Genomic DNA, 21,199 nt, shown 5'->3' on the forward strand with positions numbered 1-21,199 from the left:
CAAAAGAAAAACAAACCCAAGAACAAACCCGCTACCCCGAATGGAAAGCATTCGTCGACACCATCCAACAAGAAACCAACCAACTCACCGACCGAGTCAACAACCTACAAAACCAAGTCGACACACTCCGCGAACAAATACACACCCTCAACCACAAATACAACACCGCAATCAACCACATCACCGAATGGCGCCAAGCACACCCCAACGACATCCCACAACACCCAGCACCAACCGCAATCAAACCCGACCTCTAAACCACCATGAACAACAAAAACCCACACCACCCAGGAACACCACACCACCTACGCCAACAAATCCGAAACCGCGACAACCACACCTGCCAACAATGCGGCAAACCAGGACACGAAGTAGACCACATCACCCCAATAAGCCAAGGCGGAACACACAACCCCAACAACCTCCGCGTCCTCTGCCACCAATGCCACACCAACAAAACCACCCAAGAAACCCGCACCGGCAAACACAAAAAGAAAAAACTCCTCCACCTCCCACAACAACCCCACCCAGGATTAATCAACTAGCCACACTCCACAACCACCCCCACTAACCTTGCACCACCCCACACACCAACTACGGTAGAAACCGCGTACAAAACCAGTACGCAACCACTTCCACACACGAAAGGAAAACAAATGATTGCAGACCTCGTAACCAACGCACAAGAAGCAGCACACACCGCCATCTCCAACGGCTGGGACACCCTCGAACAGGCAAGCCTCTTCGTACGCAAGCTGCCATACCTCATCCCAGACGCACTCAACGAGTTCAACCGCAACATCACCGGCTTCTAAAACAAAAGCCAAACAAACCCCGAGACCACCACACCTCGGGGGCTTACTCATACCCCCCCACCCAGGGGGAACCCCCGCCCCCACAACTCCCCAACCCACGGGCGACCAAGGCGTTCAGGGTATGTACGGGTCTGGCCGGTGGGGTGCGTGAGTGGCATGCTTCGCGCCCGGGTTCTCCTGTGCGGAACGCACCAGGGCGTGGTGCGTGAGTGTTGTGCCTTGTTCTGGTCGTGAACCAGCGGCCTGCATCTCATTGGTCAGTTACTGAATTTGTCCGTTTTCAGTGGGTTGTTGAGTCAGGCAACAAGGCTTAATAACCCCTCTTTTTAGTTTAGGGGTTTTGTTTTGGTTAGTGGCTGTACGGGTTGATGCTCATGCTTGTTCCTGCTCTAATTTCTTCCTGAACTCTTCAGTACCTAGATAGGTGATAGCGCAGCAAGCGTCCCGGTATTCACGAGTAGCAAACAACTCAATGATGAGGTTGCACATCTTATGGGCGATGCGGTCACGGAGTTGGGCTGTCATGCTTGTTCCTTTGTGTAGAAGATTTTGAGGGTGCGTCCCTCGTCTTGGATGTCTAGGCGTAGGTTGTTGATTCCCCATTCTTCGATGGCGCGGCCTTCGTCGTTGACGATGGTTAGACGGGTGATGTCGTCCGTGTCCGGGGCGAGTAGCCCTGCGTCTGCGAGGGCTTGGGCGCAGCATTCGGTTTCGTCGTCTGGTATCCCGTCGAGCTGAGCTACTCCCCAGTGGCGCATAAGAACCTGCGCGGCTTTGTCTATGTTGTTCATTGTTCGTCGTCTCCTTGGTACATTGTGCGTATGTTTTCTTTGGCGGCTTCGAGTAGTCCTAGGGCGTAGACGTAGGGCAGGTCGCCGTCGACGTTGACGTGGAAGATTGGTTCGCCGTCGTGGGCTAGTCCGTGCGTGATGGTGATTTGGCAGTCCTGATATTTGATTAAGTCACCTTGATAGTCAGTCATTGGTGTTCTCCTTGCAGTGGGTAAGGCTCGGGGTGTTGGTAGGTGTGGCGTTTCTTGAACCGGCGTCCAGCGCGGATAGCAGCCCCCGGGGTGTGGTAGAGAACGGGAGTATCCCGCTTGGAGTTGAAGCGCCATATTCCTTCCTCTCCCCAGAATCGGCCTAGTGTCAGTCGGTCTAGTAGTTTCTTAGGTTGGTAGAGGCCTAGAGCGACTGAGGTTGGCTGGTATTTTATTTTCCCTTTGTGCATCCATTTTTTAGCGCTTATGCCACTCATGCCCTCATCCTTTCTGCGTGTGCGAGTAGTGCCAGGGCGAGGGGGCCGTCCCCGTTCATCTCGAATATGTCCTGCATTTCGCGGGTGCGGCTCTCCTCGTAGGTTTCTCCCCTTGTGAGCCAGAGGCACGCTGCGATGTAGGCGACGATGGGGGCGAACGGGACGAGGATGATTAGGCTCATGCGTCCTCCTCGACGGGTTCCCAGTCTCCTACCCAGCGGCGGGCGGTTGCGTATTCCTCGTTGTCGCACGGGATAAAGTCGCCGCAATTGTCGATATGCCCCAGCTCGGTTTCCATAAATACCGGTCTGCCGTCTGGGTTCCATGCGCGGGGTAGGTCTGGGCGTGGGGTGCAGTTGTCGAATCGTGTGTGGTTGGTGCCGTATCGCGGGTCGAGGATTACTGCGCCGTGTTTGATTTCTCCGGTGCTTTCGAATTCTCCCATGTAGATGACGGGGTGCGGTTTATGTGGCACGTCTACCCATGTGCCCACACAATTAGCGAGTTCTAGGGGCGTGATATCTGCGAGGGTTCTCATGCTTCCTCTTCGGCGTATTGGGCTGCTGCGAGTAGTGCGTAGGCGACACCACGGGCTTCGTCGGGGGTGAGGTCGCCGGGTTCGATTCGCTGCACTATGATTCTGCTGTCTGGTGCTGTCCACACGACGGGGTCGTATGGCCCGCCCGGTAGCCACCCTTTGCCGTCTGGCACGAAAGTGCTGGGGTCGTTCGGTTCCGGCAAGTCTGGGGCGAGTAGCTCTAGTTCGTTTAGCAGTGTGGCTATTTGCTCGGGGCCGTAGCCGCGTTTTGCCGCGAAATCGATTGCCTTTGCGGCCCGGTCTTGCTTACTCATTTTTCCTCCACATAGTTTGCTGCTGCGAGTAGGGCGTGGGCGAGGTTGCGGGCTTGGTCGGTGGTTATTGATTTTCCCCACCCGTGGCTGTCCGTTATCCAGACCTTGTTGATGAATACAGATACCCATTTATTAGGGAGCTCTGGAACTTCCCATGCGGGCTTATGCACGTCTATGGGTGGATTAGGGTGTGGGGCTTTTTGCTCTGGCGCGAGTAGGTGTAATTCTTGTAGAAATTCGGCAATTTCTGTGGGGTTTTGTCCGGCTCTGAGGCCGAGGGCGATAGTGTTTGCGGACTGGTGGACATTATTCATCGTGTTCTCCTAACGCTTTGTTGATGTGGTCTACTACGCGGGCTGCGAGGTTCTGCTCTATTGGAGTGCGCTCTGGGTCAGTGCTGGCGTACTGCCAGATTTGGATAACGTCTGCCAAAGCGTCTCTCAGGATTAGTAGCTCGCGGGCGAGTTCTGGGGCGGCTGCTGCGAGGTTTACGTCGTGGTCGTTTCTGCTCCAATCGACTGCCTGGTCTGCGTTCCATAGCACTTCTCCGCTCTGACTGGTAATGCAGTCGGGGTCTTTTGTTTCCCACGGCCCTGGCGTGGCTTTCTCTAGCAGGCATTTCAGGTGGGTGGTGGTGAGGTTATTCATTGGTGTCACCTAGGACGATTTCTTTGAGGTAGCTGGCGATGATTGCGGGGCCTTGCTGCTCGTTATTTGCCGCTTTGGTTTCCATAGCCAGAATTAGGCCTTTAACCTGCTCGCGTAGGCAGATTACTTCTTGTGCGAGTTCTGGGGTCAGGGCGGTGAGGTGTGCGTTTTGGCCGTGCATGATTCCTAGATACTCCCCATTGGCGCTTCTTATTTGGCGTGACATGTCCAGGCGGGGCGCTCCATCGGGGTACGTTTCTATCACTGACCATGTCCCTGGTGTGGCTTGGTCGAGTAGGTGTTGGAGGTGTGTGGTGGTGAGGTCAGGCATTGTACTGCTTCCATTCGTATCCGAGGTTGGTTTTAGTGATTTCTAGGGCACCCATTAGTTCTTCTGCCGTGTAGGCTGCGTCGCTTTCTAAAGCGTCGGCAATAATCAACGTGTCTCGCTGAATTTCCTTTCCGTCCAAGGAGCCGTGGCCCCTTCGCGCCGCTTCAGCGTAGGCGTAGAGCGTCTGGATTACTGCTTGTACATTTTCCTGCCTCATTCCTGTACCTCCGTGGGGGTGTAGCGGCGACCGGTTGGGGTGAGGTCTTCGCTGGGGACTCCTATTACTACGTCCCCTGCGTTTGGTGGTTGGATGCATCTAATGAAGTCCCTGTTTTGGGATAGCATTACGACCTTGACGCCGCTTTCTGATTCTGCTTCTGCGAGGTAGTGCTTTTTATCGTCCCATTCGACCTCGGCCATTGTGGGCTTCGGCTTGGTTGGGAGGGCTGAGCGAACAGCTAGGTGCAGATCGTTAATTTCTTTATGTTCCTCGACCCTAACAGGGGTGAACTCCTCGGCCAGGCGGGCGAGCGCGGTCACCGCCGTGTATGCGTCGACGATTTCCTGGCGGGTTGGGTTAGGCATTGGCGGTGTCCTTTGCTTGGGCTGCTAGGCGGCGGGTTTCTTCTTCGACTTCTTCCCATGTCCAGGTGTGGACGTGCTCCCCATGAAAGAAAGCTATTTTTGGGTTAGCGTGCTGGGCTTCGGGGTGGTGTCCGTCTAGGTAGTGGTTGGTGTCGAAGCCGATTATGCGGCCCTCGTGGTAGGTGATTCCGCCGTGCACTTCGATGTCGGGGTGCACCTCGATCGTGTCGGGGGAATTAAGCCACGGGTGGTTTTCCGGCAACTCGATGTATCCGTTAATGGTGAACGGCCCCATCTGTGTCATGCAGTTGATGCCCTGGTGAGTGAAGTAGCGGGCGGTGTTGTTGGCGATGCGGTCGAACGGGTTGGTCATTAGTCTTCCTCTATCCAGGTTTCGTTTACGTCTACGGATTGGATGTTGATGATTTCGCGTGTCCAGAGCTTCCGGTCACCCTCTAGGGCGTTTTCGATGCTGAACTTTCGAGCAAATGCTCCTTCACGCCAAAAGATGTGCCCCTCGTCGGTGATGTTCCCGTCCTCGTCACGCTTGATTCCGATTCGTGCACCATATTCGATTTCCTTGTATCCGGTGTGGATAGGCTTGGGGATTCGGTCGAGGTCACGGTCACGCATCGCTATCAGTGGCTTGCACCATTCCTCCCACCTGTCGGCTTCGTCTTTGCCGAGCTGGGGAACAATGTCTGCGTTGCCGCCGTACATGTGCGGGTCTCGTACACGCACGATGCCGTCTTTGACTCCTTGGACTACGTAGTCCACGACATCATCTTGGTAGTAAGGGTGAGCGGTACGTAGGCGACGCTCCGCTTCCTTTGGGTCGCTGGTAGCAAATTCAATAATCATTGATGGTGTCCTTTCGGTGATTGATGTTTATTTGTCTGCCCATTGGTCGTAGGCGCGGTCTTGCCAGGAGTCGTCTTCTTGTTCTTCTAGTTCGTCTGGGTTGGGTTCGTTGGTGTCATCAAAGGGCCAGGGGTAAATCATTGGGTGTCCTTCCATGTAATGGTGATGTGGGCGCCGGTCCAGCCTTGTGGGTGGTATTGCTTGGTGATGTGCCATTGGGTGATGCGTGAGTCGTCTTTGATGACGCCGGCGTACTGCAATGCATCCCCCACGGCGCGGGCCAGCTTGTCGGCGTCGGGGGTTACGGCTGGTTCGGGGAATCGTGGTCGTTTGGGTTTGGGCATGAAAAAAGCCGCTGTGACCTGTATGGGTTCATCTAGCGGCTGGTCTGTGTAGCTGGCGCTTAGTTCTTGTATGAGTTTGTCGCGCCAGGGTTTGAGTTTCTTTGAGGATTCAATCATGCGCCCATGACCGACGTAACGCTTTGAACCTTGGGGCGCTGGGATTCCTTCAACTTGGAAAGTGAGTGGGTTGGTGTTGATTCCCTCCGGTTTGCAGGTCTTGACCTCCGAAGCTGGGACAAGAATCACGCGGCGTTCGCCGGCTTGTTTGGCTGATTTTCGCGTTCTGCTCAAAATGGTGGTTCCTTTGGCTTCTGACGCTTTGGTTTGTTCTTCTGGGGCGATTGCCCACGAGTGTCGTGTTTGCCGTTCTGCGGGGCGGACGGGCTGGCCTTTGGGGCTGTTTCTGGTTTGTGGTTGCAGCGCCATGCTTTGCCGTCTTTGTAGCGCATGCCGTTGGGGTCGCACAGGTCGCATTCTTGGCGGGCTTTGAGGGCGGCTTCGCGTTCCGCTTCGGCTTCTGCTTCGGCGCCTTGGCGGAGTTTCTGGCATTCGCGGCAATTCTCATCGACCCATTTGCCGGCCGGGATGTGACGATGCTTCGGGCATCGAGTGCGTGCGGCGTGAGCCGCCGCCAACTCGTCCAGGTTTTTGGGTTGGGGGTTTTCGGTGTTGGGTTCTTGTCCACCAGTAGTGTTACTGGTTTCCTTAACCCCCTCCCTTCCCCTGTCCCCCTGTTCCCCTGTTCCCCTGTTCCTATGCTCCGGTTTCCGCGAACTTCCGCCGCCTTGTGTAGGAACTTCCGACGCTGTGCGTAGGAAAGTGTAGGAACTTCCGTCGCTCCACTGGTCAGAGACGTTTTCGCCGTCTTCTGGGGCCGGATATTTAGACTTAGCTTTGCGTTCTGTGCGCTGATGGTCCGCCCATGTTGGGATGGCGTAGTAGGTGCGTCCGTGGACCTCATAAATGATGATTCCGAAGGTGTCTACAACTTCCTTCACGACGCGGCGGAAATTCTCGGAAGTTCCTACGCTAAGTTCTTTGATGTCATCGTTCGGAAAAATGAACCCCTCCAACTCCTTTAAGTTGAGGGTTCCACGCCCGTAATCGTCCGCCCAATTCCACATCCCGATGTAGGCCAGGCGCGCCACAGCAGACGCCTTTGCCACATCCGGTGAGGACCAAAATTCGGGTTTAATCGTCCTGATTCGTGGCATCGTCTTTTCCTCCTTTCTCTATGGATTGGAATAAGTGGATTAGGGCGTCGAGGAAGTCTGGTCTGGCGCAGTACAAGTCGCGTGATTCTAAGTAGTCGCGCATGTCCTCACGCTGCTGGTGGGTAGGCATTTAGTTGCTGCTTCCGATGCCGTTGGTGCCGCGTTGGGTGGTGTCGAGGTGTGGTACTTCTGCCCAGACGTTGAGGACGATGGGGACTACTACGAGTTGGGCGATGTAGTCGCCGGCCTGAATGTGCTGTGTCGTATCGCCAGTGTTATGCAGGCTGATTTTGATGGGGCCGCGATATCCGCTATCAACGATGCCGGTGCCGTTACTCAGCACTAGGTGCTTCTTAATACCGGTGGAGCTGCGTACAAACAACATGCCCACATGTCCACGGGGCACAGCAACGTGCACGCCGGTATCGCCTACCCTGTGAGCACCAACAGGCACTGTCAGGTCATGTTTCAGGGCGAGGTCAATGCCAGCATCGTCTTTGTAGGCTTGGCGCGGCTGTGCTGCACCATCATCAAGCGAGTAATAAAGCAAAGGGGTTCCTTTCAAAACGAAAAGACCCCGCCTGTGGACTGTGGAGGTCCTAGCTAGCGGGGTTAATGGTTGAGGATTCGGGCGCGCGCTTGGTCGATTTCTGCGAACCATACGGGGCTGGCGTCGAGCACCTGCATGACACCCATTTCTAGGCCAATATAGCCGGCGAACATGCCGCCTATTCTCACCTGACCTCGCACCACCAATCAGTGTCCGTGCTCCGCGTGGAGGGGTTGTAGTGGAGCGATTCGCGGTATTCAGTACCAGGGCCGCAATGCTCACTATTATCATCGTGAGAATCTATGAAATAGAACATCGTGGCGAAACAGCCAATAAAAGATGCGGCACCTACCAGGAGGATAATTCCGCCGCCTGTCCAGCTATCGTGAAATACCTCGAAACCATAAATACAAATGAGCGTACTTACAAAAACCATGCCACGAGCGCTATCGCTGCGACTGCCATAATGATGTATTCCATGCCTAGCTCCCTGCGATGAGTTTCAACGCCCATAGCAGCGCGTACACGGGATGGTTCGGGTCTGCTACTCCGCCGTCTGGGGTGTAGGCGGTGGAGAGGATATCAATGATGGTCTGCACGGTGGACTCCTCAGAATGGTGGTTGTTGGTCTTGGCCTGCCTGTGCGGGTGGTTGTGACCACGCCCCGCTGGCGGCGGTTTGGCCCTGCTGTGCGGCGTTATCCCACGACTGCTGTTGAGCTTGGTTTGGCTGCTGCTGTCCACCGCCACCCTCCCGTGGATTGCGGTTTACCTGAGCGGTGGCGTAGCGCAGAGACGGGCCGACTTCGTCGACATCAATCTCGAATACGGTGCGGTTATCGCCCTCACGGGTCTGGAAGGAACGCTGCTTCAAGCGGCCGTTGACGATGACGCGCATGCCTTTGGCTAGGGATTCTGCTGTGTTCTCCGCCAGATGCTTCCAAGCATTGCACGTGAGAAACATAGCTTCGCCGTCTTCCCACTGCTGGGTTTGCGAATTAAATCGCTTCGGCGTGGATGCGATACGGAAGTTGCACACTGCCGCTCCTGCTGGGGTCCAGCGAAGCTCAGGTTCCGCAACCACATTTCCTACGACTGTGATTGGGGTTTCGTTTTGGGCCATAATTATGCAGCTCTCTTCCGTTTCTTGGCTCGTTCCGCTGCGCAGGCTCGGCAGCGGATGTTCTTTCCGTTTGGTTCGACGTAGGTGTTTTCTGGTGTGTATTCGTGTCCGTTAATACAGGTACTTCGCATTCCATTTTGGATTGCATAACCAGCACCGCGTCTCAGGTTTTCTTCGTTTGTCACGACTTCCATGTGGGCGGGGTTAACGCAACCTCTATTACGGCAAAGATGGTCTATCACCATTCCGCTGGGGATTTCGCCACGGTAGTGCTCGTATGCCCATCGGTGCCCGAGAATTTGCTTTCGGCCACTGGCAAGTTTCGTGTACCCAGTTCGATATTTGGTTCCGCTCCACTCCCAACAGTCGTTTGTGCGGACTACATAAAGCTCAAACGATTCTGCGAATGTTCTTGCCCGCCTCCCGCCGAGCGGGTCTCCCCAACGACGATTCCGTTTGTAATGTGCAGCGCAATATCCGATTGCCCTAACTGGCTTGGAACATCCGTCTACGGTGCATGTTTTTCCTGCATTGGTAACCGCATGCATCTTCGCCGCCGGTCCTGGTTCCCCGTTTTTAAGCCAGCGTTTATAATGCATTTTGCACATACCACGCGTTATATACCCACGGTTCCCACACCCAGGGATGGAGCACACAACTGCTTTACGCTTTCCAGTCATTTACTGCTCCTGCAGTTCGTTCCAGCGGGTGCGTCCGAGGTCGAGGACTGCTTGGGGCACATCACTTTCTTCGCGGATTTCGTTCATGAAGTCGGTGACTGCCTCAGCACTAGTCAGCTCTGCGAGTGCGGCTTTTACATCCCGCACGAACTGGTCATCTTCCGGTTCCTGCTCGGGTTGCTGCCGCATCTTTGGTGCCGGCGCGGAGACTGCCTGAGCAGCTACATCCTGACGAGTAGCCTTTTGTCGAATGGGTTCCGACGTATCCACAAAGCTCTCGGAATCGAAGTACACATCCCCTAGTTCATCGGGGAACGCCTTTCGGAAGGCGCCAGCGGCTGCGTTCTTTCCTAGCATGAAGGTTGGCTTCGCATCCCACATTGGCGTTAGGTTTCCTTCTCGGCCCCAGGTTTGCTTGGACTCATCCCAAGTAACGACATGCGGGAAGGGTTCACCGTCTCGGTACACAATGACCTTGGCGAACTCCGGGTACCCCATGCGGGCAACGTTCCACGTGTCGCGCCATTCTGTCTCCTGCCCTGTGGACTGGTCGATTCCCTTATACAGCCAGTCGCCTTCGCGGTAGGTGCCGCCCTCTTGTTTAGCGATACGTCGGGCGGTTCGACGTGCTCCGCCGATACCGACTTGGAGGGTGTAGGTCTTACCGTTCTTCGTCTTGCGCTCAATGAGCGCGATTTGCGACGGGTCTTGAGGGTTCAGGCCTAATGCTTCGGCGCGGGCGAAGAACATTTTTAGGTGATTGGCTGGAATTTGCTTGTACCCTAGCTGCTCAATGAGCGTCATTTCCTGCTCGTTGAATTTAGCGATTTCATTACTCATTTAGATGTTCCTTTCGTCGTCGAATCGGTCGAGGGTGATTTCTGTGAGGGCGACGGCGGTTTCCTCATCAAGGTCGCGGGCGGTGAAGCACTCCATGAGGTAGATTGCTTGGCCGGCGAATGCGGTCAACGCTGCGTAGTTGGCGTCGGTGGCGGTGCGGGCCACCTCCAAACGCCGGTAGGGCATGTCACTGGGCTTGCTCATAGTTTCTGGCGCTCCTTATCTGCTTGGTCGTGGATTTGTTGGTAGAGGTCTCGCATTTCTGGGAACGTGTCTCCGTGGTCGCGCAGCCAGTCGAAGGCTTCGCATTGTGCCCTGTTTAAGGCGCGGTTCTTTGCTCCCTTGCTTGGTTCTGTGGTGTAGATGCTCATTAGTTCACGACCTTTGTTAGGCGGAGGCGTGTGGAACCACGGCGTACTTTTGTGCAGTAATCGCGGTACATGTCGGGGTGTTCGGACTTCATGGCCTTAGAATCAAACGTTGTGGTGTCCTTGGTGGTGGACACGCTCACCTTGTAGCCGGCGTGCGTACCCGCGTAGGAATCACCGAGCTTCTCTAGGAGCTGTTTGCGCTGCTGGTCGATGCGGCCTTTTAATTCGCGCATCTCATCCTCGCCGGCACCTATCTCGGCTACTAGGTCTTCTATCTCGTCGGCGTCCTCTAGGCTGGTGACCTCACCCATCCAATCCGGGGTAGTGCCTTCCAGCCAAGCGAACCAGTCCGCGGCGGTGCGTTGCATGCCCTCCACCACCTTGGGGTCATAGTGGATTACCTGATACTCGTACCCGTCCGGGGTGAACTCCCCGTCCTGCTCCTGGTAGTACTCCACCAGCAGCACGCATGCTTCCGCGCCCGCGTGCCACATGTTTGCCTGGACTTGCAGGTAGTACCCGTCGGGGCACCAATCATGCCAATACCCACCAGTGAACGGGTGCTTAGCGGTCTTAATCTCACCAATCACCTCCCCGTCCTCGCTGTATAGGTCTGGGGTGCCACACAGGCGCTCATCATCAGGGTTGATGATGATGGTTTGCGGGTCCGCGTTGTACACAAGACGCGAATCAACCTCGACCACAAGCGGCGCCAGCACGGGTTCGCGGGCAGTGCCCCAAACCGTGTAGTCATTACCGCCCCACCGCTTCCCTGTTTCTTTCTGCTCGCGCAGTTCCTGCCATTTCCTAGCGGTCTTGCCGAGATGCAGGTCTCGTAGTTCTGTTGAGGTGAGGTGCTGGCGGCGGTATTCGTGCCATTCTTCCTCATTGTTTGGCTTAAATGTTTTCAAAACTTGCTCCCCTAAAAATCGCGCTCCCCCGGTTCGTCCTGTTTAAAATCTTCTTTGCCATCCGCGCATGACGCTCACAAAACCGGAACCCGAACCCCAGCCCAATATCATCAGTGCCCAATTCATCACAGGCTAGGTGGAGGCATCCGTACTCTTCCTTGAACTGGTCTAAGGCCTTATTCGCGGCTTTGCGTGACGTGAACGAGGTAGGTGTTGGCAGATTCACCCACCACGACCCGTCCCGGTATCTGGCTGGCGTTAGCAGCATTGCGACCCCTTCCTGACGTAATCTTCAATCGTCTTGCGTTTCACGCCGTAGACAGTGGCTAGGCGCTGTTTAGCGAGTGCAGGGCCAAGCAGGCAGGCAAAATGTGGGTATTCTTCCGCGACGAGCTGCTGATTAGTCCGTGGTTGTTCGTGGGCACGATGCCGCCCTAAATCACGGGCGAACCGGAGCGCTTCACCCCAACTCGCAGCAGGAAAAGCACTCTCCCCATCACGTACAGTCCAAAGTCCAACAGCCCGGTCTTTTACAATCCGGTTCTTCACATCCATACTGGCGGCACCGAAATAATCCAATGGAAAACAAATCCAACCATGCCGCCAAACACGCCAGTAGCCCAACACAGGCGCACCCGCTTAGCGGCAACATCCTGCCAATACGCCAACTCCTTATACGTCGGCTCACGGCGCTCCGAGCGATTACTTACGCACATGACAAAACCTCCTCTCATAAGCAGAAATCTGGCCGGTCACACTATTGGCACCACTAGCAAGCGTGAGAATTTGACGACGAGTCTTCTCAGGAAGATGAGCAAGGTTGTAAATCGTCTTCAACCGAGCCTCAATATCCCTCATATAAGCCTTCGCCTCAGAAGCCGTAATCTGACGCATCATCTACCTCCAAATCATTACAAAAGTCCGATTAGTTCGTTGGAACATACGTTTTATAAAACCCATTGGTTCTCCCCCATCAGGTATGCGTCGCACCATTCAGATTTGACGCGATACGTGCGCCCAGTCTTCACCGAGCGGAGTTCTTTACGACGCATGAGAACCCTCACTGTTTCCGGGTCCATGCTCATGTATTCAGCTGCCTCTTTGCTGGTCAGCCATCTGGTATAATTCAAAGTGTTCCTTTCAGGAGCCGATAGGGATTGCAAAAAGGCGGGACCCCGACGTGAAAGCCAAAAAAGGGGGTCCCGCTTTTTCATGTATTGAGGGCTGGGTGCAGGCGAGGCTAGTGGTAATTACCGCAACCTTCACTTGAAGCTTCGTAGCTCCCCTCCCAGCCGGGGATTGGTCTCCATTCTTCTTTCATTTTGTTCTCTTTCTTCCCTCCCTATTTGGGAGAGCGTGCCGGTGTGTGGACTTGAACCACACGAGTGCCCTTACCGGCCTGTTATTTACGTCCTTAGTGGTTCCCTCCCGCTTACGGCGGGGTGCCTGCCTGTCGGCTTGGCCTAATACTTCACGGACACGTCACGTGGTTCTTAAGCCCAGTATCTTCTGTCAGGACAATCCACTTTTCAGTTCTCAATACAGCGTTTTTCGCCCTACCTAAACCCCTTCGGGTTTAAGTCACTTTGACGAAATTTCAGGGCATATTTGCCCCAGTGCCCGCGGAGAGACTCGAACTCCCCCGCCTGCCAGTCGGGCTAAAATAAACACATGGATTTAGGCAACTTATGGTCGATAATCACCGAGCCGGACATTTTCTTAACCGCTCTTTTCGGAGCCGGAGGCTTCTACCTAGGACTTAAGCAAGACCGCTACGCTCGCCAATACGACGGCGCACACCAAACCTCAATACAATTCCAACGCACAGGAGAGCACATACAACGCTCAACAGACCCCGAACCATATGACGTCATACGAGTAACCATCTGCTACCGAGGATTCGACACCCTCCACGGAGTCAGAACTTCCCTGGTCTGGGAAAACGGCGCCCACTGGGACCTCTACCCCGAGACTCATCTTCATCCTGGAGAAACACTCGGCCCGAAGGATCTTGAAATACCGTGTAGCGACCTGGATAATGTGCATTTACATGTCGCATGGCAGACCCCACATCCCACCATTCGAGGTAACAGGCTCCGGTATCAAGCACTCCGGTTGAACCTGGCTCAAGAGGCTCAACAATGGCGATGGTATCCATTCGAAAACCTACGACGTCGTCGTCACCACCCCGCCGGAAAATGGAAGACCATCCACCATCAGCCATCCGACGAGAAAACCTTTCCAGGCTGGCCAAACGGCCTGCCAACCAAGACCATAGACTGGTAAACATCAACAACACTCCTCCACTAAAACCGATCAACATCAACTGCAAATCCACAGGTAAATCGACCTTGACTACCAAAGCCCCCGAAATCGCCAACCAATGGAATAGAATTGGCATCGGCTCCGCCATACTTGCTCACGTCGGAGCCTCCTTTCATGTTTGCTAAACACAACCAGGTCTTCCCCGGAAATGAGGTAAACTCTTGATATTCAAACTGATTACCGCAGGGCACGAATATGTTCTGCACGAAACGGCCCGAAATAACGACATCATCAAGGCCATCCACAGCGGCTCTTTCCCAGGCCTCACTACTGTGGACACTATTCGCGGACCCGTCTCGATGAACCTGTCCGAAAACACGCCCTTCATACTTGAAGGCGACCACTTCAAACAGGACACTCCGAAACCCCCATCGATAAACGTGTTCTAAAACCCGAGCTCGGCGAAGCGATTGGCAGTGCTAAGCGAATCGACCAACGCTTGAACATCATCGCCATCCAGCCGGGCCACACCATCCACCGAAACCGACACCACACCATCAAAAACAGTCACTTTCACGCCAGAAACAAAAGCATAAAAACTAACTGGCGTTAACTTCACATCTCCCACGACAACATTCCTTCCCTAAACCGAATAAACCCGGAATAAACCTAAATAATCTGATACGCTTAACACCGTCGAATAGGTCCGACAAGCCCCGCCCACACACGTGGCTTTTACACATGCGCTAGGCGTAGTACTCATCCCACACCTGCTGCATCAGCTCCCGGTCGGCTTCGGTATAGCCGTTAACCTGGCGCACCTGACCATTAGGAAGGGTGAGGTCATACTTTTCCGGTTCACGTCCCTTCTCCAGCGTGTACAGTGCCTTCATCCGCTTACCGAACATCGGCGCCACGGACTTCATCTTCTTGTTGGAAAGATTCTTCGACTTCAAAAAATCCGCCGTGTACAAAGGCCGGGTTTCCGGGTCCAACTCCGGCACCTCACCCAAACCACGCGCCAGAACAATCCGCGCCTTCGCCTCCAAATGGTCAGGATGAATCAAACCCTTAGCCGCCTGACACAACTCCATCCGCATCTGCGACTCACGCATCAAAGCATTCAACTGATGCTCCTCAGCACGAGGATTAATCGCACCACCCTTATGGAAGTAGGCATCGAGGGCGTTAGCGGCTTCGAGCTGGTAGGCCTCAAGTGTTGGGCGTGCCGCTTCGGAGACGCGGTTGGTGTCGATGGTGGCCAGCCACATCGTGAGAGTACGACGATCAACCATGAACATTTCACGGTTCTTTCCGTCTGCTCCAACTGAGGTCATCATGACCCCGGTTGCCCATGACTTCTCATGGAGCTTGCGGCGCTGAGCCTTGCTGTCGATGCCGAGTGCGTCGCAGATTGGTCGCAGCACTGCCCATTCGGTGCCATCCTTCTGCACCGCCATGATGGGGTTAGAAGTTCCGGGAACTGGTATAGTGACAAGTTGATTATTCATTGTGATACACTCCTTTGTGAGTTGATTGTTTTTGGCTCGGTGTTCCAGCACCGGGCCTTTTCTTATGCGGCGGTTCGTCCAGTTGGGCGGCGGCGGAACCTTACTCGCTCCGTGGCCGCTTCTTCGCGTGTAGTGACGAATGCTGTTTCAAAGTCAACGGCGAAGTTGTTTAGGACTGAGCCGATGACGCGGCCGGTTGCCTCTTTCCCCGGCTGAATCCAGCGGGATGCGGTGGAGGGTGGTACGCCTAGTTTTTCGGCGAAGCGCGATAACGTGACGTACTTTTCAAGTTGTTCATCGACCCATTCCTGGCGCAGTCGAGTGGTGTCGATTACCTGCATGACCTGTCCTTTCGTGGGTGTAATTTCAGCACTGCAATTTGTTCTTGCGGCACTGGAATCAAGAATACACAGATTTTCTAGTCTTGCAAGTTTTTCTTGTTTTGCTGCAATGACTTGCTTTTTTGCTAGTCTGCAAAATACAATCAGGGCATGGAATCAACACGATGGTGGACGTACCTCAGCGAAGTGATGGGCGATGACACTGCCACAAAAGCCGCCAAGAAAACGGGAATCAGCGCATCAAATTTCACCCGCTGGAAGCAGGGTGCTAACGCAGACCCCGAGTTTGTTGTGAAGGTCGCTCGTGCCTACAAGGTGAACGTGCGAAGAGCGCTTGTAGAAGCGAACTTCATCACAGAGGAAGAGGCGGGGTTCATTAAAGAGCAACCAGGTCAAACTGAAGCTCACCTCTATGAATCCCTACAAAAACTCAAAAACATCATCGAGGAATCAGAGGGCGTGGTTAAAAGCATGTATGAAGAACGTCGCCGCCAAACCCCACATCTCACCCCCGTGTCCGACCCGTCTGGTTCACTGCATGATGACGATGATGGTGTTGTCCGCGAGTTTGACTACTCCCCCGACGAATACGCCGCCGACTCATCACCCAACGAGCAAGAAGAACGCGAAAAACGAGGAGAAGACCTAATTGACTGACCTAACTGGACGTAAACAACTTTTACAACAGCCTGGTCAAAGGCACTTGGAGGGCAAGAAATGTACTTGGTTCGACCCCTGCATAAAGCCTAGCTTGGCCAGCCTATTCACCCCTTGGGGCCAGCCATAGACGCACTGAAACCGGCTATCTCACCTATCAGGGTGAGAAGTCCGCCCCCTGGAGGACTTATCGCCGGTTTCACACTCATCATATCCTGAAAGTTGACTTTTAACAACGTACGGACATTAATGATTGAAGCTCTTATTCAGGCGGCTGAGGCCCGCGGCTACCGCATTAGGTGGCATCTTGGCGGTCCGAAAGCAGCATGGCTCCCCCACCGGTCCACCATCAGCCTGCGCGTAGGCATGGATGACACAACTACCCTGTGCTCTCTCGCCCACGAGTTGGGCCATGCGCATTATGGTGACCCGCCCGGCCACCACGGGGCACATGAGCTACGCGCCGACAGGTTCGCCGCCCGCCTCCTCATCAACCCGGCAGACTACGCCGCTACTGAAGCAATCTACGGACCACACCCCACCCTCCTCGCCGCAGAGCTAGGAGTCACAGTCAAAGTCCTCAAAACTTGGCAAACCATCTACGAAAGGAAACTAGCAGCATGAACACCACATACCAGCTACCCACCATCAATTCAGACTGGAGCAACGTACAAATTAACGGTGAGTACTACCACCGCGATGAAATACGCAAAGCCGCGTACACCTCGAACAGTGAAAGCGTGAGCGAATATTTCTTCAACGTCACCCTCGTCTGCGAACCTGACAACCCGTACTCGAAGTCGGGGAAGGCCATCTCAGTGCGCAACGGCAACGACATTCTGGGCTATATTCCCTCCGACGTAGCCAAAACTTACTACCCAGAAATTGCCCGCATCTGCGCAAGCGGAACCATTGCAGAAACAAATGCCCGGCTCTGGATTTCAGGTAACCTCTTTAGCCCTGACCCGCGAATGGAGCTATCAATCGCCCTCCTCGCCCCAGGTCTTAACGTTCCGCTAAACAACCCGCCGCTAGACGGATGGGGCCTAATCCCCTACGGAAAGCCGATTCAAGTCACAAAAGAATCGGACCACTTCGACATCTTGCAAGACTACGTCCCGGAATCAGGCAAGGGCCCACTGTTCGTCACATTGCACAAGGCTAATCTGGGCGTAAAGAAAGTCCGTGTAGGCGTGGAGGTTCGACTCGACGGGGAACGAATCGGTGAGCTCACGAAAGCCTCCAGCGAGAAACTGCTCCCCGCCATCGAGCACCTCAATGCACAAGGACTCGATGCCGTTTGCTACGCAACCATTCAAGGATCTGCCATTGCAGCAGAGGTTACCTTGCACCTTCTGCGGGCAAATGAGATGGACGACGAAAGCCTGAACCCAGAAGTAGCTCCACTCCCCCAACTCGTACCTTTCGAACCTGATCCAGACGACTACAACGTTCCGGATGCATACATCCCGCAGCGGGGCGATGCAGCAATCAAGCCATCCCCCGAAGAGAAGAGTTTCGAACACCAATCGTCTGCTTATGTAGATACTGCGGCATTAACCACTCCTGCCACAGGTGCGCCATGGGAGATGCTCCTAAACCCTGATGATTCTGAACGTGCCACGCCCTTCCAACGTGGATACGTACGTGGGCAAATCTGCCAACACTTCCCAGGTAACAAGGCGCCAAGGATCGACTACGCCACTGTCAACCAGTGCGCAAATATCTTGCGGTACTTCGACAAATCCCCGGCCCCATTGACGCAGCATGGCCGCGGCTCTAAGGCTCTGTGGTGGACGCTCATGGCGGTTGTTTTCTTCCTGGTGGCATTATTTTCAAATATCCCAGTTATTGGGCCGGTGATTGTGTTTATTTGGTTAGCAGTCATCATCCACCATTTTGTGACACGTCGTGGCTTGAAGGGGCCGTTCGGCAAGCAAACGTAGAACACAAAAAATGGCCACCCATTCACCCCGGCGACGTTGGAAATCAATGGGGTGAAGGGTGGCAGCAATCAGCACGAGAGGCCATGCGTTTTACAATCCGCATACCGCGCAGTCTAAGAAGCCGACCAGCGGAAACGCACTATATTAGCAGGTGAGCATATGCGCGCGCACCTATAGACCACACCAACCCAAAACACCCACACCCACAAACTAGTGAAACCAAGAAAGCACAGATAGGATATGAACCATGACGACTTTGAACCCCCGCAAGAAGCGCCGGGCGTTCCTCACGGGCCTCGGCAGCGTCCTGGACATCAACGGCCAGACGACCTTTCGACGAACCCATATTTTTTAAAAACCAGCGCCCAAGAGGAATTCTCGGCTAGACTCGCCACCACACCCTATAACTCAAATAGGATTTAGGAGCACCCCGTGGATTTTCTGGCTACCATGGCCTCGGTTTGTACAATCGCCACACTTTTTCTGGCCTTACTATCCAAAGCCTTCAAATCGGTAAGTTACAATGCTAAGCAACGCAGGCTCTCCGAAGAATTAGACTCGCTTCGCAAGGCAGAAGAATCTCTCCGACAACCCCATTCTTCGTTTACGAACGAATCTATTTACTGGGCCAGTCAGAAACAAATACGCGAAAATACAATTCGCTATATTGCACTCAAGGAGTACCCGAAAAGTCAGCTTGTTATCCCCATCGCTGTAGCAATACTTTCTTTTACAGTTACCGTTTGCTTCACTGGCTCGTTTCTTATAGAGGTAGAAAATTTTACCTTTAAACTCGACTACCTCGTGTGGGCTATTGAATGCGGTTTTGCTTGGGGGGTAATGTGTTTTTGCTTGGCAGCCATCGGGGAAAGGCAAATGTGCCTCGAAGATTACGCAAAGCAACTAAGGAATGGCTCTTTTCCCCTTGCTCCTCGGCAACCCCAGGACGGTGCACAGTTCTACGGTAAGAGTAGCTGGTACCGTTACAACCTCTCTTGGCTAGTATTTTCCGCTTTTTACACCATCGTATTCTTCTGCATATTCCTACCAACTGCCTCTATTAGCTCAAAGGAGTTTGGTTGGTACCACTGGCTAGGGTTAGCAGAATTTTTGGCTATCTGGTTTGTAGGGTCTGGAGCAGTAAATGCATTTTTAAAGTGGGTATACGAAAAGGATTTTACTCCTCAATATGCTGATTCCCCCGAGACAGCTGACGACCAAGAAACTACAGATTCAGAAAACACCAAAAAGAACGGCCAAAGCTCCGAAGAATAATGTATGCCTTCAATTAAACCCTATAAAACCGCTAAAGGGAGGGCGTGGCGTGTTCAGTACCGCTCCCCCGACGGCAGGAACCGTACGAAGCAGGGTTTCCGTACGAAGAACGAGGCGCAAGCATGGGCGGATAAAAATGCCACCACCATACGCGAAGGTGACTGGATTGACCCCAACGCCGGGAAAGTCACCGTCGGGGAATTAGGGGCACGGTGGCTAGAAATGCAAACCCACCTCAAACCATCCACCCTGCGGACAACTGAACAAACCTGGCGCATTCACGTCCAGCCACGCTGGGGGAACACGCCCATCAAGGCGGTGAGGGCCTCCGAGGTACAGCACTGGGTATCAAACACGGATCGTTCCGCATCAATCGTGAGGAAGAATCACGCGATGCTATCCCAAATCCTAGACATGGCGGTTCGAGACGGGATTGTGAAATCCAACCCGGCGAAAGGGGTGACCCTTCCGAGGAAGGCGAAGGCCAAGAAGGTGTATTTGAGTTGGGAGCAGCTTTCCGCGTTCGCCAACGAATGTGGAGATAATGCGCCTATCGTGTGGCTGCTAGGCACTGTGGGGCTTAGGTGGGGTGAACTGGCCGGCCTGCAGGTCCAGGATGTGGATGTTTTGCGGAGGCGTATTGCTGTGCGCAGGAATGCTGTGACTGTGGGGGCCGAGGTGAAGATAGGAACTCCGAAGACGCATGAGTCTCGGGTGGTGGCTGTCCCTCGGTTTGTGATGGATATGTTGGTGCCGCTAATGGATGGGAAGGCTCAGGATGCCTGGGTGTGGTGTAGGGCGGATGGGTCCCCGTTACGGGTGCCGTCGTCGAATACATGGTTCTATTGTGCGCTGAAGCGGTGCATGGAGAAGGACCCAGATTTTCCGCGTGTTACGCCGCATGGGCTTCGTCACGTGGCGGCAGGGTTGATGATTCACGCGGGGGCGAATGTCCTAGTTGTGTCTCGTCAACTTGGCCATGCAGACCCCTCAATGACACTGTCCGTCTACGCGGGACTATGGGAAAACGATTTGGACACAGTAGCTAACTCACTAGAAGGGTTGTTCCACGAGCAGCAGGACGGGAAAGCTCACCGCGTCGCTTCCGATTTACGACCAGGCTCACGTGAGAAGGCGTGATAGAGAACATTTCCGCAATCTGGGTCTGACTGTACTTGCCAGAAGCGTATGTCTTACGAATGAGGGCGATATCGAGGTCGGATAGCTTTGTCTGTGGGCGGTATTCTCCGTTTAGCGTTCTCCCCTTCTTTGCCATATCTGCATTGTTATCAGCCTTTGTACCGAGGAAAAGGTGTTTGGGGTTCACGCATTTAGGGTTGTCACACTTGTGGCAAACAGCTTGTTCGCTGGATGGTTCGCCGTAAGCCATAGACCAAGCGACCCGTGACGCTGTCTCGGGAAGATAGTTGCCTGATTTCGATTTGCGACCCGAGTTTATATGTCCGTACCCGTGACTGTTGAAGCTGCCGTTCCATTCCCAGCAGTCGTTGTCGGTGACGGTCCAGCCGGTGTTTTTGAAGCGCTCAAAGAGCGGGGTCTTGGGTCGTGGGGCTGCTTTGCTGAACTCTTCAAGCCTGCCGGCAATCCGCATTTGGCTGTAGTGGGTGCTGCAAAGTCCGCGTGCTTGGATTTTGCGTCCGCAATTATCAAATGAACATGTACCCTTGGGCATGTCGAATCTCCTATTCAGGTTCGGCCGTACACCCGGATGGTTGCCGCCATCGCGGGTGCTTTTACTTATTCAAGTATACCCCCTTTCGGATGCAGTGGGATTGTCGTGGAAAGGGGCTTAAGTATGGTGT

38 protein-coding genes are annotated in these 21,199 nt (G+C 54.2%); 8 read left to right on the forward strand and 30 right to left on the reverse strand.

Translation table 11 applies throughout. The features are described from left to right. The 3 genes from QP990_RS09940 to QP990_RS09950 form a co-directional block, all read left to right on the forward strand. A partial coding sequence (locus tag QP990_RS09940) for an MbeD/MobD family mobilization/exclusion protein (protein ID WP_284799083.1) occupies window positions 1-257 on the forward strand: 257 nt, incomplete at its 5' end. Between the two features lie 6 nt (window positions 258-263). Further along, window positions 264-545, forward strand: a complete 282-nt coding sequence (locus tag QP990_RS12380) for an HNH endonuclease (RefSeq protein WP_396127280.1) — start codon at window positions 264-266, stop codon at window positions 543-545. A 111-nt stretch (window positions 546-656) separates the two neighbouring features. Then, complete coding sequence (locus QP990_RS09950) at window positions 657-815, forward strand: hypothetical protein (RefSeq protein WP_284799084.1); 159 nt, start codon at window positions 657-659, stop codon at window positions 813-815. 372 nt (window positions 816-1,187) lie between these two features. On the opposite strand, the gene QP990_RS09955 is transcribed toward QP990_RS09950, so the two are convergent. The 29 genes from QP990_RS09955 to QP990_RS10080 all read right to left on the reverse strand — a co-directional run bounded on the left by QP990_RS09955 (window position 1,188) and on the right by QP990_RS10080 (window position 15,498). After that, window positions 1,188-1,340, reverse strand: coding sequence for a hypothetical protein (locus QP990_RS09955; RefSeq protein ID WP_284799085.1), 153 nt, complete (start codon window positions 1,338-1,340; stop codon window positions 1,188-1,190). Further along, window positions 1,337-1,606, reverse strand: a complete 270-nt coding sequence (locus tag QP990_RS09960) for a hypothetical protein (protein WP_284799086.1) — start codon at window positions 1,604-1,606, stop codon at window positions 1,337-1,339. The genes QP990_RS09955 and QP990_RS09960 overlap by 4 nt, the downstream gene beginning before the upstream one ends. Next, on the reverse strand, window positions 1,603-1,797 hold the full coding sequence (locus QP990_RS09965) for a hypothetical protein (protein ID WP_284799087.1): 195 nt from the start codon (window positions 1,795-1,797) through the stop codon (window positions 1,603-1,605). Before QP990_RS09965 ends, QP990_RS09960 begins: the two co-directional genes overlap by 4 nt. Window positions 1,798-2,068: 271 nt before the next feature. After that, on the reverse strand, window positions 2,069-2,254 hold the full coding sequence (locus tag QP990_RS09970) for a hypothetical protein (protein WP_284799088.1): 186 nt from the start codon (window positions 2,252-2,254) through the stop codon (window positions 2,069-2,071). Then, window positions 2,251-2,610 (reverse strand): hypothetical protein, encoded by a 360-nt coding sequence (locus tag QP990_RS09975; RefSeq protein WP_284799089.1) that lies wholly within the window; start codon window positions 2,608-2,610, stop codon window positions 2,251-2,253. Before QP990_RS09975 ends, QP990_RS09970 begins: the two co-directional genes overlap by 4 nt. Then, window positions 2,607-2,924 carry a hypothetical protein gene (locus tag QP990_RS09980; RefSeq protein WP_284799090.1) on the reverse strand — a complete coding sequence of 106 codons (318 nt, stop codon included), beginning with the start codon at window positions 2,922-2,924 and terminating at the stop codon, window positions 2,607-2,609. The genes QP990_RS09975 and QP990_RS09980 overlap by 4 nt, the downstream gene beginning before the upstream one ends. Beyond that, window positions 2,921-3,238, reverse strand: a complete 318-nt coding sequence (locus QP990_RS09985; protein ID WP_284799091.1) for a hypothetical protein — start codon at window positions 3,236-3,238, stop codon at window positions 2,921-2,923. Before QP990_RS09985 ends, QP990_RS09980 begins: the two co-directional genes overlap by 4 nt. Further along, window positions 3,231-3,572 (reverse strand): hypothetical protein, encoded by a 342-nt coding sequence (locus QP990_RS09990; protein WP_284799092.1) that lies wholly within the window; start codon window positions 3,570-3,572, stop codon window positions 3,231-3,233. The genes QP990_RS09985 and QP990_RS09990 overlap by 8 nt, the downstream gene beginning before the upstream one ends. After that, on the reverse strand, window positions 3,565-3,753 hold the full coding sequence (locus QP990_RS09995) for a hypothetical protein (protein ID WP_284799093.1): 189 nt from the start codon (window positions 3,751-3,753) through the stop codon (window positions 3,565-3,567). The genes QP990_RS09990 and QP990_RS09995 overlap by 8 nt, the downstream gene beginning before the upstream one ends. A 142-nt stretch (window positions 3,754-3,895) precedes the next feature. Then, window positions 3,896-4,120, reverse strand: coding sequence for a hypothetical protein (locus tag QP990_RS10000; protein WP_284799094.1), 225 nt, complete (start codon window positions 4,118-4,120; stop codon window positions 3,896-3,898). Then, entirely contained in the window at window positions 4,117-4,488 is a 372-nt protein-coding gene (locus tag QP990_RS10005; RefSeq protein WP_284799095.1) for a hypothetical protein, read from the reverse strand. The genes QP990_RS10000 and QP990_RS10005 overlap by 4 nt, the downstream gene beginning before the upstream one ends. Further along, entirely contained in the window at window positions 4,481-4,861 is a 381-nt protein-coding gene (locus tag QP990_RS10010; protein WP_284799096.1) for a hypothetical protein, read from the reverse strand. The genes QP990_RS10005 and QP990_RS10010 overlap by 8 nt, the downstream gene beginning before the upstream one ends. After that, complete coding sequence (locus tag QP990_RS10015) at window positions 4,861-5,349, reverse strand: hypothetical protein (protein ID WP_284799097.1); 489 nt, start codon at window positions 5,347-5,349, stop codon at window positions 4,861-4,863. The genes QP990_RS10010 and QP990_RS10015 overlap by 1 nt, the downstream gene beginning before the upstream one ends. Before the next feature lie 137 nt (window positions 5,350-5,486). Then, window positions 5,487-5,984 carry a RusA family crossover junction endodeoxyribonuclease gene (locus QP990_RS10020; protein WP_284799098.1) on the reverse strand — a complete coding sequence of 166 codons (498 nt, stop codon included), beginning with the start codon at window positions 5,982-5,984 and terminating at the stop codon, window positions 5,487-5,489. Beyond that, a complete protein-coding gene (locus QP990_RS10025) occupies window positions 5,981-6,841 on the reverse strand; it encodes a hypothetical protein (RefSeq protein WP_284799099.1) in 861 nt (286 codons plus the stop codon). Before QP990_RS10025 ends, QP990_RS10020 begins: the two co-directional genes overlap by 4 nt. Before the next feature lie 196 nt (window positions 6,842-7,037). Then, a complete protein-coding gene (dut, locus tag QP990_RS10030; RefSeq protein ID WP_284799100.1) occupies window positions 7,038-7,457 on the reverse strand; it encodes a dUTP diphosphatase in 420 nt (139 codons plus the stop codon). A 609-nt stretch (window positions 7,458-8,066) separates the two neighbouring features. Next, window positions 8,067-8,579 (reverse strand): single-stranded DNA-binding protein, encoded by a 513-nt coding sequence (locus tag QP990_RS10035; protein WP_284799101.1) that lies wholly within the window; start codon window positions 8,577-8,579, stop codon window positions 8,067-8,069. A 2-nt stretch (window positions 8,580-8,581) separates the two neighbouring features. Further along, a complete protein-coding gene (locus tag QP990_RS12385; protein WP_396127281.1) occupies window positions 8,582-9,259 on the reverse strand; it encodes an HNH endonuclease signature motif containing protein in 678 nt (225 codons plus the stop codon). Further along, window positions 9,260-10,099 (reverse strand): recombinase RecT, encoded by an 840-nt coding sequence (locus QP990_RS10040; protein ID WP_284799102.1) that lies wholly within the window; start codon window positions 10,097-10,099, stop codon window positions 9,260-9,262. After that, the gene (locus QP990_RS10045; RefSeq protein WP_284799103.1) at window positions 10,100-10,303 is read right to left on the reverse strand and encodes a hypothetical protein; all 204 of its coding nucleotides are present in this window, start codon (window positions 10,301-10,303) and stop codon (window positions 10,100-10,102) included. It lies immediately after the preceding gene. Then, window positions 10,300-10,470 (reverse strand): hypothetical protein, encoded by a 171-nt coding sequence (locus QP990_RS10050; RefSeq protein ID WP_284799104.1) that lies wholly within the window; start codon window positions 10,468-10,470, stop codon window positions 10,300-10,302. The genes QP990_RS10045 and QP990_RS10050 overlap by 4 nt, the downstream gene beginning before the upstream one ends. Further along, window positions 10,470-11,381, reverse strand: a complete 912-nt coding sequence (locus QP990_RS10055; RefSeq protein ID WP_284799105.1) for a YqaJ viral recombinase family protein — start codon at window positions 11,379-11,381, stop codon at window positions 10,470-10,472. The genes QP990_RS10050 and QP990_RS10055 overlap by 1 nt, the downstream gene beginning before the upstream one ends. Window positions 11,382-11,926: 545 nt before the next feature. Beyond that, window positions 11,927-12,097, reverse strand: a complete 171-nt coding sequence (locus QP990_RS10060; RefSeq protein WP_284799106.1) for a hypothetical protein — start codon at window positions 12,095-12,097, stop codon at window positions 11,927-11,929. Window positions 12,098-12,328: 231 nt separating this feature from the next. After that, window positions 12,329-12,595, reverse strand: a complete 267-nt coding sequence (locus QP990_RS12390; RefSeq protein ID WP_396127282.1) for an excisionase family DNA-binding protein — start codon at window positions 12,593-12,595, stop codon at window positions 12,329-12,331. A 26-nt stretch (window positions 12,596-12,621) separates the two neighbouring features. Then, complete coding sequence (locus QP990_RS12395; protein ID WP_396127283.1) at window positions 12,622-12,702, reverse strand: NUMOD4 domain-containing protein; 81 nt, start codon at window positions 12,700-12,702, stop codon at window positions 12,622-12,624. Window positions 12,703-13,687: 985 nt separating this feature from the next. Next, window positions 13,688-13,951 (reverse strand): hypothetical protein, encoded by a 264-nt coding sequence (locus tag QP990_RS10065; RefSeq protein WP_284799107.1) that lies wholly within the window; start codon window positions 13,949-13,951, stop codon window positions 13,688-13,690. A gap of 140 nt (window positions 13,952-14,091) precedes the next feature. Next, window positions 14,092-14,274, reverse strand: a complete 183-nt coding sequence (locus QP990_RS10070; protein WP_284799108.1) for a hypothetical protein — start codon at window positions 14,272-14,274, stop codon at window positions 14,092-14,094. A 118-nt stretch (window positions 14,275-14,392) separates the two neighbouring features. Continuing rightward, window positions 14,393-15,157 (reverse strand): phage antirepressor N-terminal domain-containing protein, encoded by a 765-nt coding sequence (locus tag QP990_RS10075; RefSeq protein WP_284799109.1) that lies wholly within the window; start codon window positions 15,155-15,157, stop codon window positions 14,393-14,395. A 62-nt stretch (window positions 15,158-15,219) separates the two neighbouring features. Next, a complete protein-coding gene (locus QP990_RS10080; protein ID WP_284799110.1) occupies window positions 15,220-15,498 on the reverse strand; it encodes a hypothetical protein in 279 nt (92 codons plus the stop codon). 150 nt (window positions 15,499-15,648) lie between these two features. Between QP990_RS10080 and QP990_RS10085 the strand changes: the two genes are divergently transcribed. From QP990_RS10085 to QP990_RS10105, 5 genes are all read left to right on the forward strand, one after another. Continuing rightward, window positions 15,649-16,155, forward strand: coding sequence for a helix-turn-helix transcriptional regulator (locus QP990_RS10085; protein ID WP_284799111.1), 507 nt, complete (start codon window positions 15,649-15,651; stop codon window positions 16,153-16,155). Between the two features lie 249 nt (window positions 16,156-16,404). After that, on the forward strand, window positions 16,405-16,779 hold the full coding sequence (locus QP990_RS10090) for an ImmA/IrrE family metallo-endopeptidase (RefSeq protein ID WP_284799112.1): 375 nt from the start codon (window positions 16,405-16,407) through the stop codon (window positions 16,777-16,779). Further along, window positions 16,776-18,101, forward strand: coding sequence for a hypothetical protein (locus QP990_RS10095; protein ID WP_284799113.1), 1,326 nt, complete (start codon window positions 16,776-16,778; stop codon window positions 18,099-18,101). Before QP990_RS10090 ends, QP990_RS10095 begins: the two co-directional genes overlap by 4 nt. Before the next feature lie 432 nt (window positions 18,102-18,533). After that, window positions 18,534-19,376 (forward strand): hypothetical protein, encoded by an 843-nt coding sequence (locus QP990_RS10100; RefSeq protein ID WP_284799114.1) that lies wholly within the window; start codon window positions 18,534-18,536, stop codon window positions 19,374-19,376. 3 nt (window positions 19,377-19,379) lie between these two features. Beyond that, window positions 19,380-20,516 carry a tyrosine-type recombinase/integrase gene (locus QP990_RS10105; RefSeq protein WP_284799115.1) on the forward strand — a complete coding sequence of 379 codons (1,137 nt, stop codon included), beginning with the start codon at window positions 19,380-19,382 and terminating at the stop codon, window positions 20,514-20,516. Here QP990_RS10105 and QP990_RS10110 read toward each other — a convergent pair. Further along, entirely contained in the window at window positions 20,422-21,069 is a 648-nt protein-coding gene (locus QP990_RS10110) for an HNH endonuclease signature motif containing protein (RefSeq protein WP_284799116.1), read from the reverse strand. The two genes, QP990_RS10105 and QP990_RS10110, sit on opposite strands and share 95 nt — an antisense overlap. Window positions 21,070-21,199: the final 130 nt, after the last annotated feature.

The organism is Corynebacterium sp. MSK071, from assembly GCF_030232125.1.
Lineage (GTDB): Bacteria > Actinomycetota > Actinomycetes > Mycobacteriales > Mycobacteriaceae > Corynebacterium > Corynebacterium kefirresidentii.

What these genes read in the sequence shown, in the direction of transcription:
- QP990_RS12380 (WP_396127280.1), top strand. Translation starts at nt 264, where the DNA reads ATGAACAACAAAAACCCACACCACCCAGGAACACCACACCACCTACGC.
- QP990_RS09950 (WP_284799084.1), top strand. Translation starts at nt 657, where the DNA reads ATGATTGCAGACCTCGTAACCAACGCACAAGAAGCAGCACACACCGCC.
- QP990_RS09955 (WP_284799085.1), bottom strand. Translation starts at nt 1,340, where the DNA reads ATGACAGCCCAACTCCGTGACCGCATCGCCCATAAGATGTGCAACCTC.
- QP990_RS09960 (WP_284799086.1), bottom strand. Translation starts at nt 1,606, where the DNA reads ATGAACAACATAGACAAAGCCGCGCAGGTTCTTATGCGCCACTGGGGA.
- QP990_RS09965 (WP_284799087.1), bottom strand. Translation starts at nt 1,797, where the DNA reads ATGACTGACTATCAAGGTGACTTAATCAAATATCAGGACTGCCAAATC.
- QP990_RS09970 (WP_284799088.1), bottom strand. Translation starts at nt 2,254, where the DNA reads ATGAGCCTAATCATCCTCGTCCCGTTCGCCCCCATCGTCGCCTACATC.
- QP990_RS09975 (WP_284799089.1), bottom strand. Translation starts at nt 2,610, where the DNA reads ATGAGAACCCTCGCAGATATCACGCCCCTAGAACTCGCTAATTGTGTG.
- QP990_RS09980 (WP_284799090.1), bottom strand. Translation starts at nt 2,924, where the DNA reads ATGAGTAAGCAAGACCGGGCCGCAAAGGCAATCGATTTCGCGGCAAAA.
- QP990_RS09985 (WP_284799091.1), bottom strand. Translation starts at nt 3,238, where the DNA reads ATGAATAATGTCCACCAGTCCGCAAACACTATCGCCCTCGGCCTCAGA.
- QP990_RS09990 (WP_284799092.1), bottom strand. Translation starts at nt 3,572, where the DNA reads ATGAATAACCTCACCACCACCCACCTGAAATGCCTGCTAGAGAAAGCC.
- QP990_RS09995 (WP_284799093.1), bottom strand. Translation starts at nt 3,753, where the DNA reads ATGCACGGCCAAAACGCACACCTCACCGCCCTGACCCCAGAACTCGCA.
- QP990_RS10000 (WP_284799094.1), bottom strand. Translation starts at nt 4,120, where the DNA reads ATGAGGCAGGAAAATGTACAAGCAGTAATCCAGACGCTCTACGCCTAC.
- QP990_RS10005 (WP_284799095.1), bottom strand. Translation starts at nt 4,488, where the DNA reads ATGCCTAACCCAACCCGCCAGGAAATCGTCGACGCATACACGGCGGTG.
- QP990_RS10010 (WP_284799096.1), bottom strand. Translation starts at nt 4,861, where the DNA reads ATGACCAACCCGTTCGACCGCATCGCCAACAACACCGCCCGCTACTTC.
- QP990_RS10015 (WP_284799097.1), bottom strand. Translation starts at nt 5,349, where the DNA reads ATGATTATTGAATTTGCTACCAGCGACCCAAAGGAAGCGGAGCGTCGC.
- QP990_RS10035 (WP_284799101.1), bottom strand. Translation starts at nt 8,579, where the DNA reads ATGGCCCAAAACGAAACCCCAATCACAGTCGTAGGAAATGTGGTTGCG.
- QP990_RS12385 (WP_396127281.1), bottom strand. Translation starts at nt 9,259, where the DNA reads ATGACTGGAAAGCGTAAAGCAGTTGTGTGCTCCATCCCTGGGTGTGGG.
- QP990_RS10040 (WP_284799102.1), bottom strand. Translation starts at nt 10,099, where the DNA reads ATGAGTAATGAAATCGCTAAATTCAACGAGCAGGAAATGACGCTCATT.
- QP990_RS10045 (WP_284799103.1), bottom strand. Translation starts at nt 10,303, where the DNA reads ATGAGCAAGCCCAGTGACATGCCCTACCGGCGTTTGGAGGTGGCCCGC.
- QP990_RS10050 (WP_284799104.1), bottom strand. Translation starts at nt 10,470, where the DNA reads ATGAGCATCTACACCACAGAACCAAGCAAGGGAGCAAAGAACCGCGCC.
- QP990_RS10060 (WP_284799106.1), bottom strand. Translation starts at nt 12,097, where the DNA reads ATGTGCGTAAGTAATCGCTCGGAGCGCCGTGAGCCGACGTATAAGGAG.
- QP990_RS12390 (WP_396127282.1), bottom strand. Translation starts at nt 12,595, where the DNA reads ATGAAAAAGCGGGACCCCCTTTTTTGGCTTTCACGTCGGGGTCCCGCC.
- QP990_RS12395 (WP_396127283.1), bottom strand. Translation starts at nt 12,702, where the DNA reads ATGAAAGAAGAATGGAGACCAATCCCCGGCTGGGAGGGGAGCTACGAA.
- QP990_RS10075 (WP_284799109.1), bottom strand. Translation starts at nt 15,157, where the DNA reads ATGAATAATCAACTTGTCACTATACCAGTTCCCGGAACTTCTAACCCC.
- QP990_RS10080 (WP_284799110.1), bottom strand. Translation starts at nt 15,498, where the DNA reads ATGCAGGTAATCGACACCACTCGACTGCGCCAGGAATGGGTCGATGAA.
- QP990_RS10085 (WP_284799111.1), top strand. Translation starts at nt 15,649, where the DNA reads ATGGAATCAACACGATGGTGGACGTACCTCAGCGAAGTGATGGGCGAT.
- QP990_RS10090 (WP_284799112.1), top strand. Translation starts at nt 16,405, where the DNA reads ATGATTGAAGCTCTTATTCAGGCGGCTGAGGCCCGCGGCTACCGCATT.
- QP990_RS10095 (WP_284799113.1), top strand. Translation starts at nt 16,776, where the DNA reads ATGAACACCACATACCAGCTACCCACCATCAATTCAGACTGGAGCAAC.
- QP990_RS10105 (WP_284799115.1), top strand. Translation starts at nt 19,380, where the DNA reads ATGCCTTCAATTAAACCCTATAAAACCGCTAAAGGGAGGGCGTGGCGT.
- QP990_RS10110 (WP_284799116.1), bottom strand. Translation starts at nt 21,069, where the DNA reads ATGCCCAAGGGTACATGTTCATTTGATAATTGCGGACGCAAAATCCAA.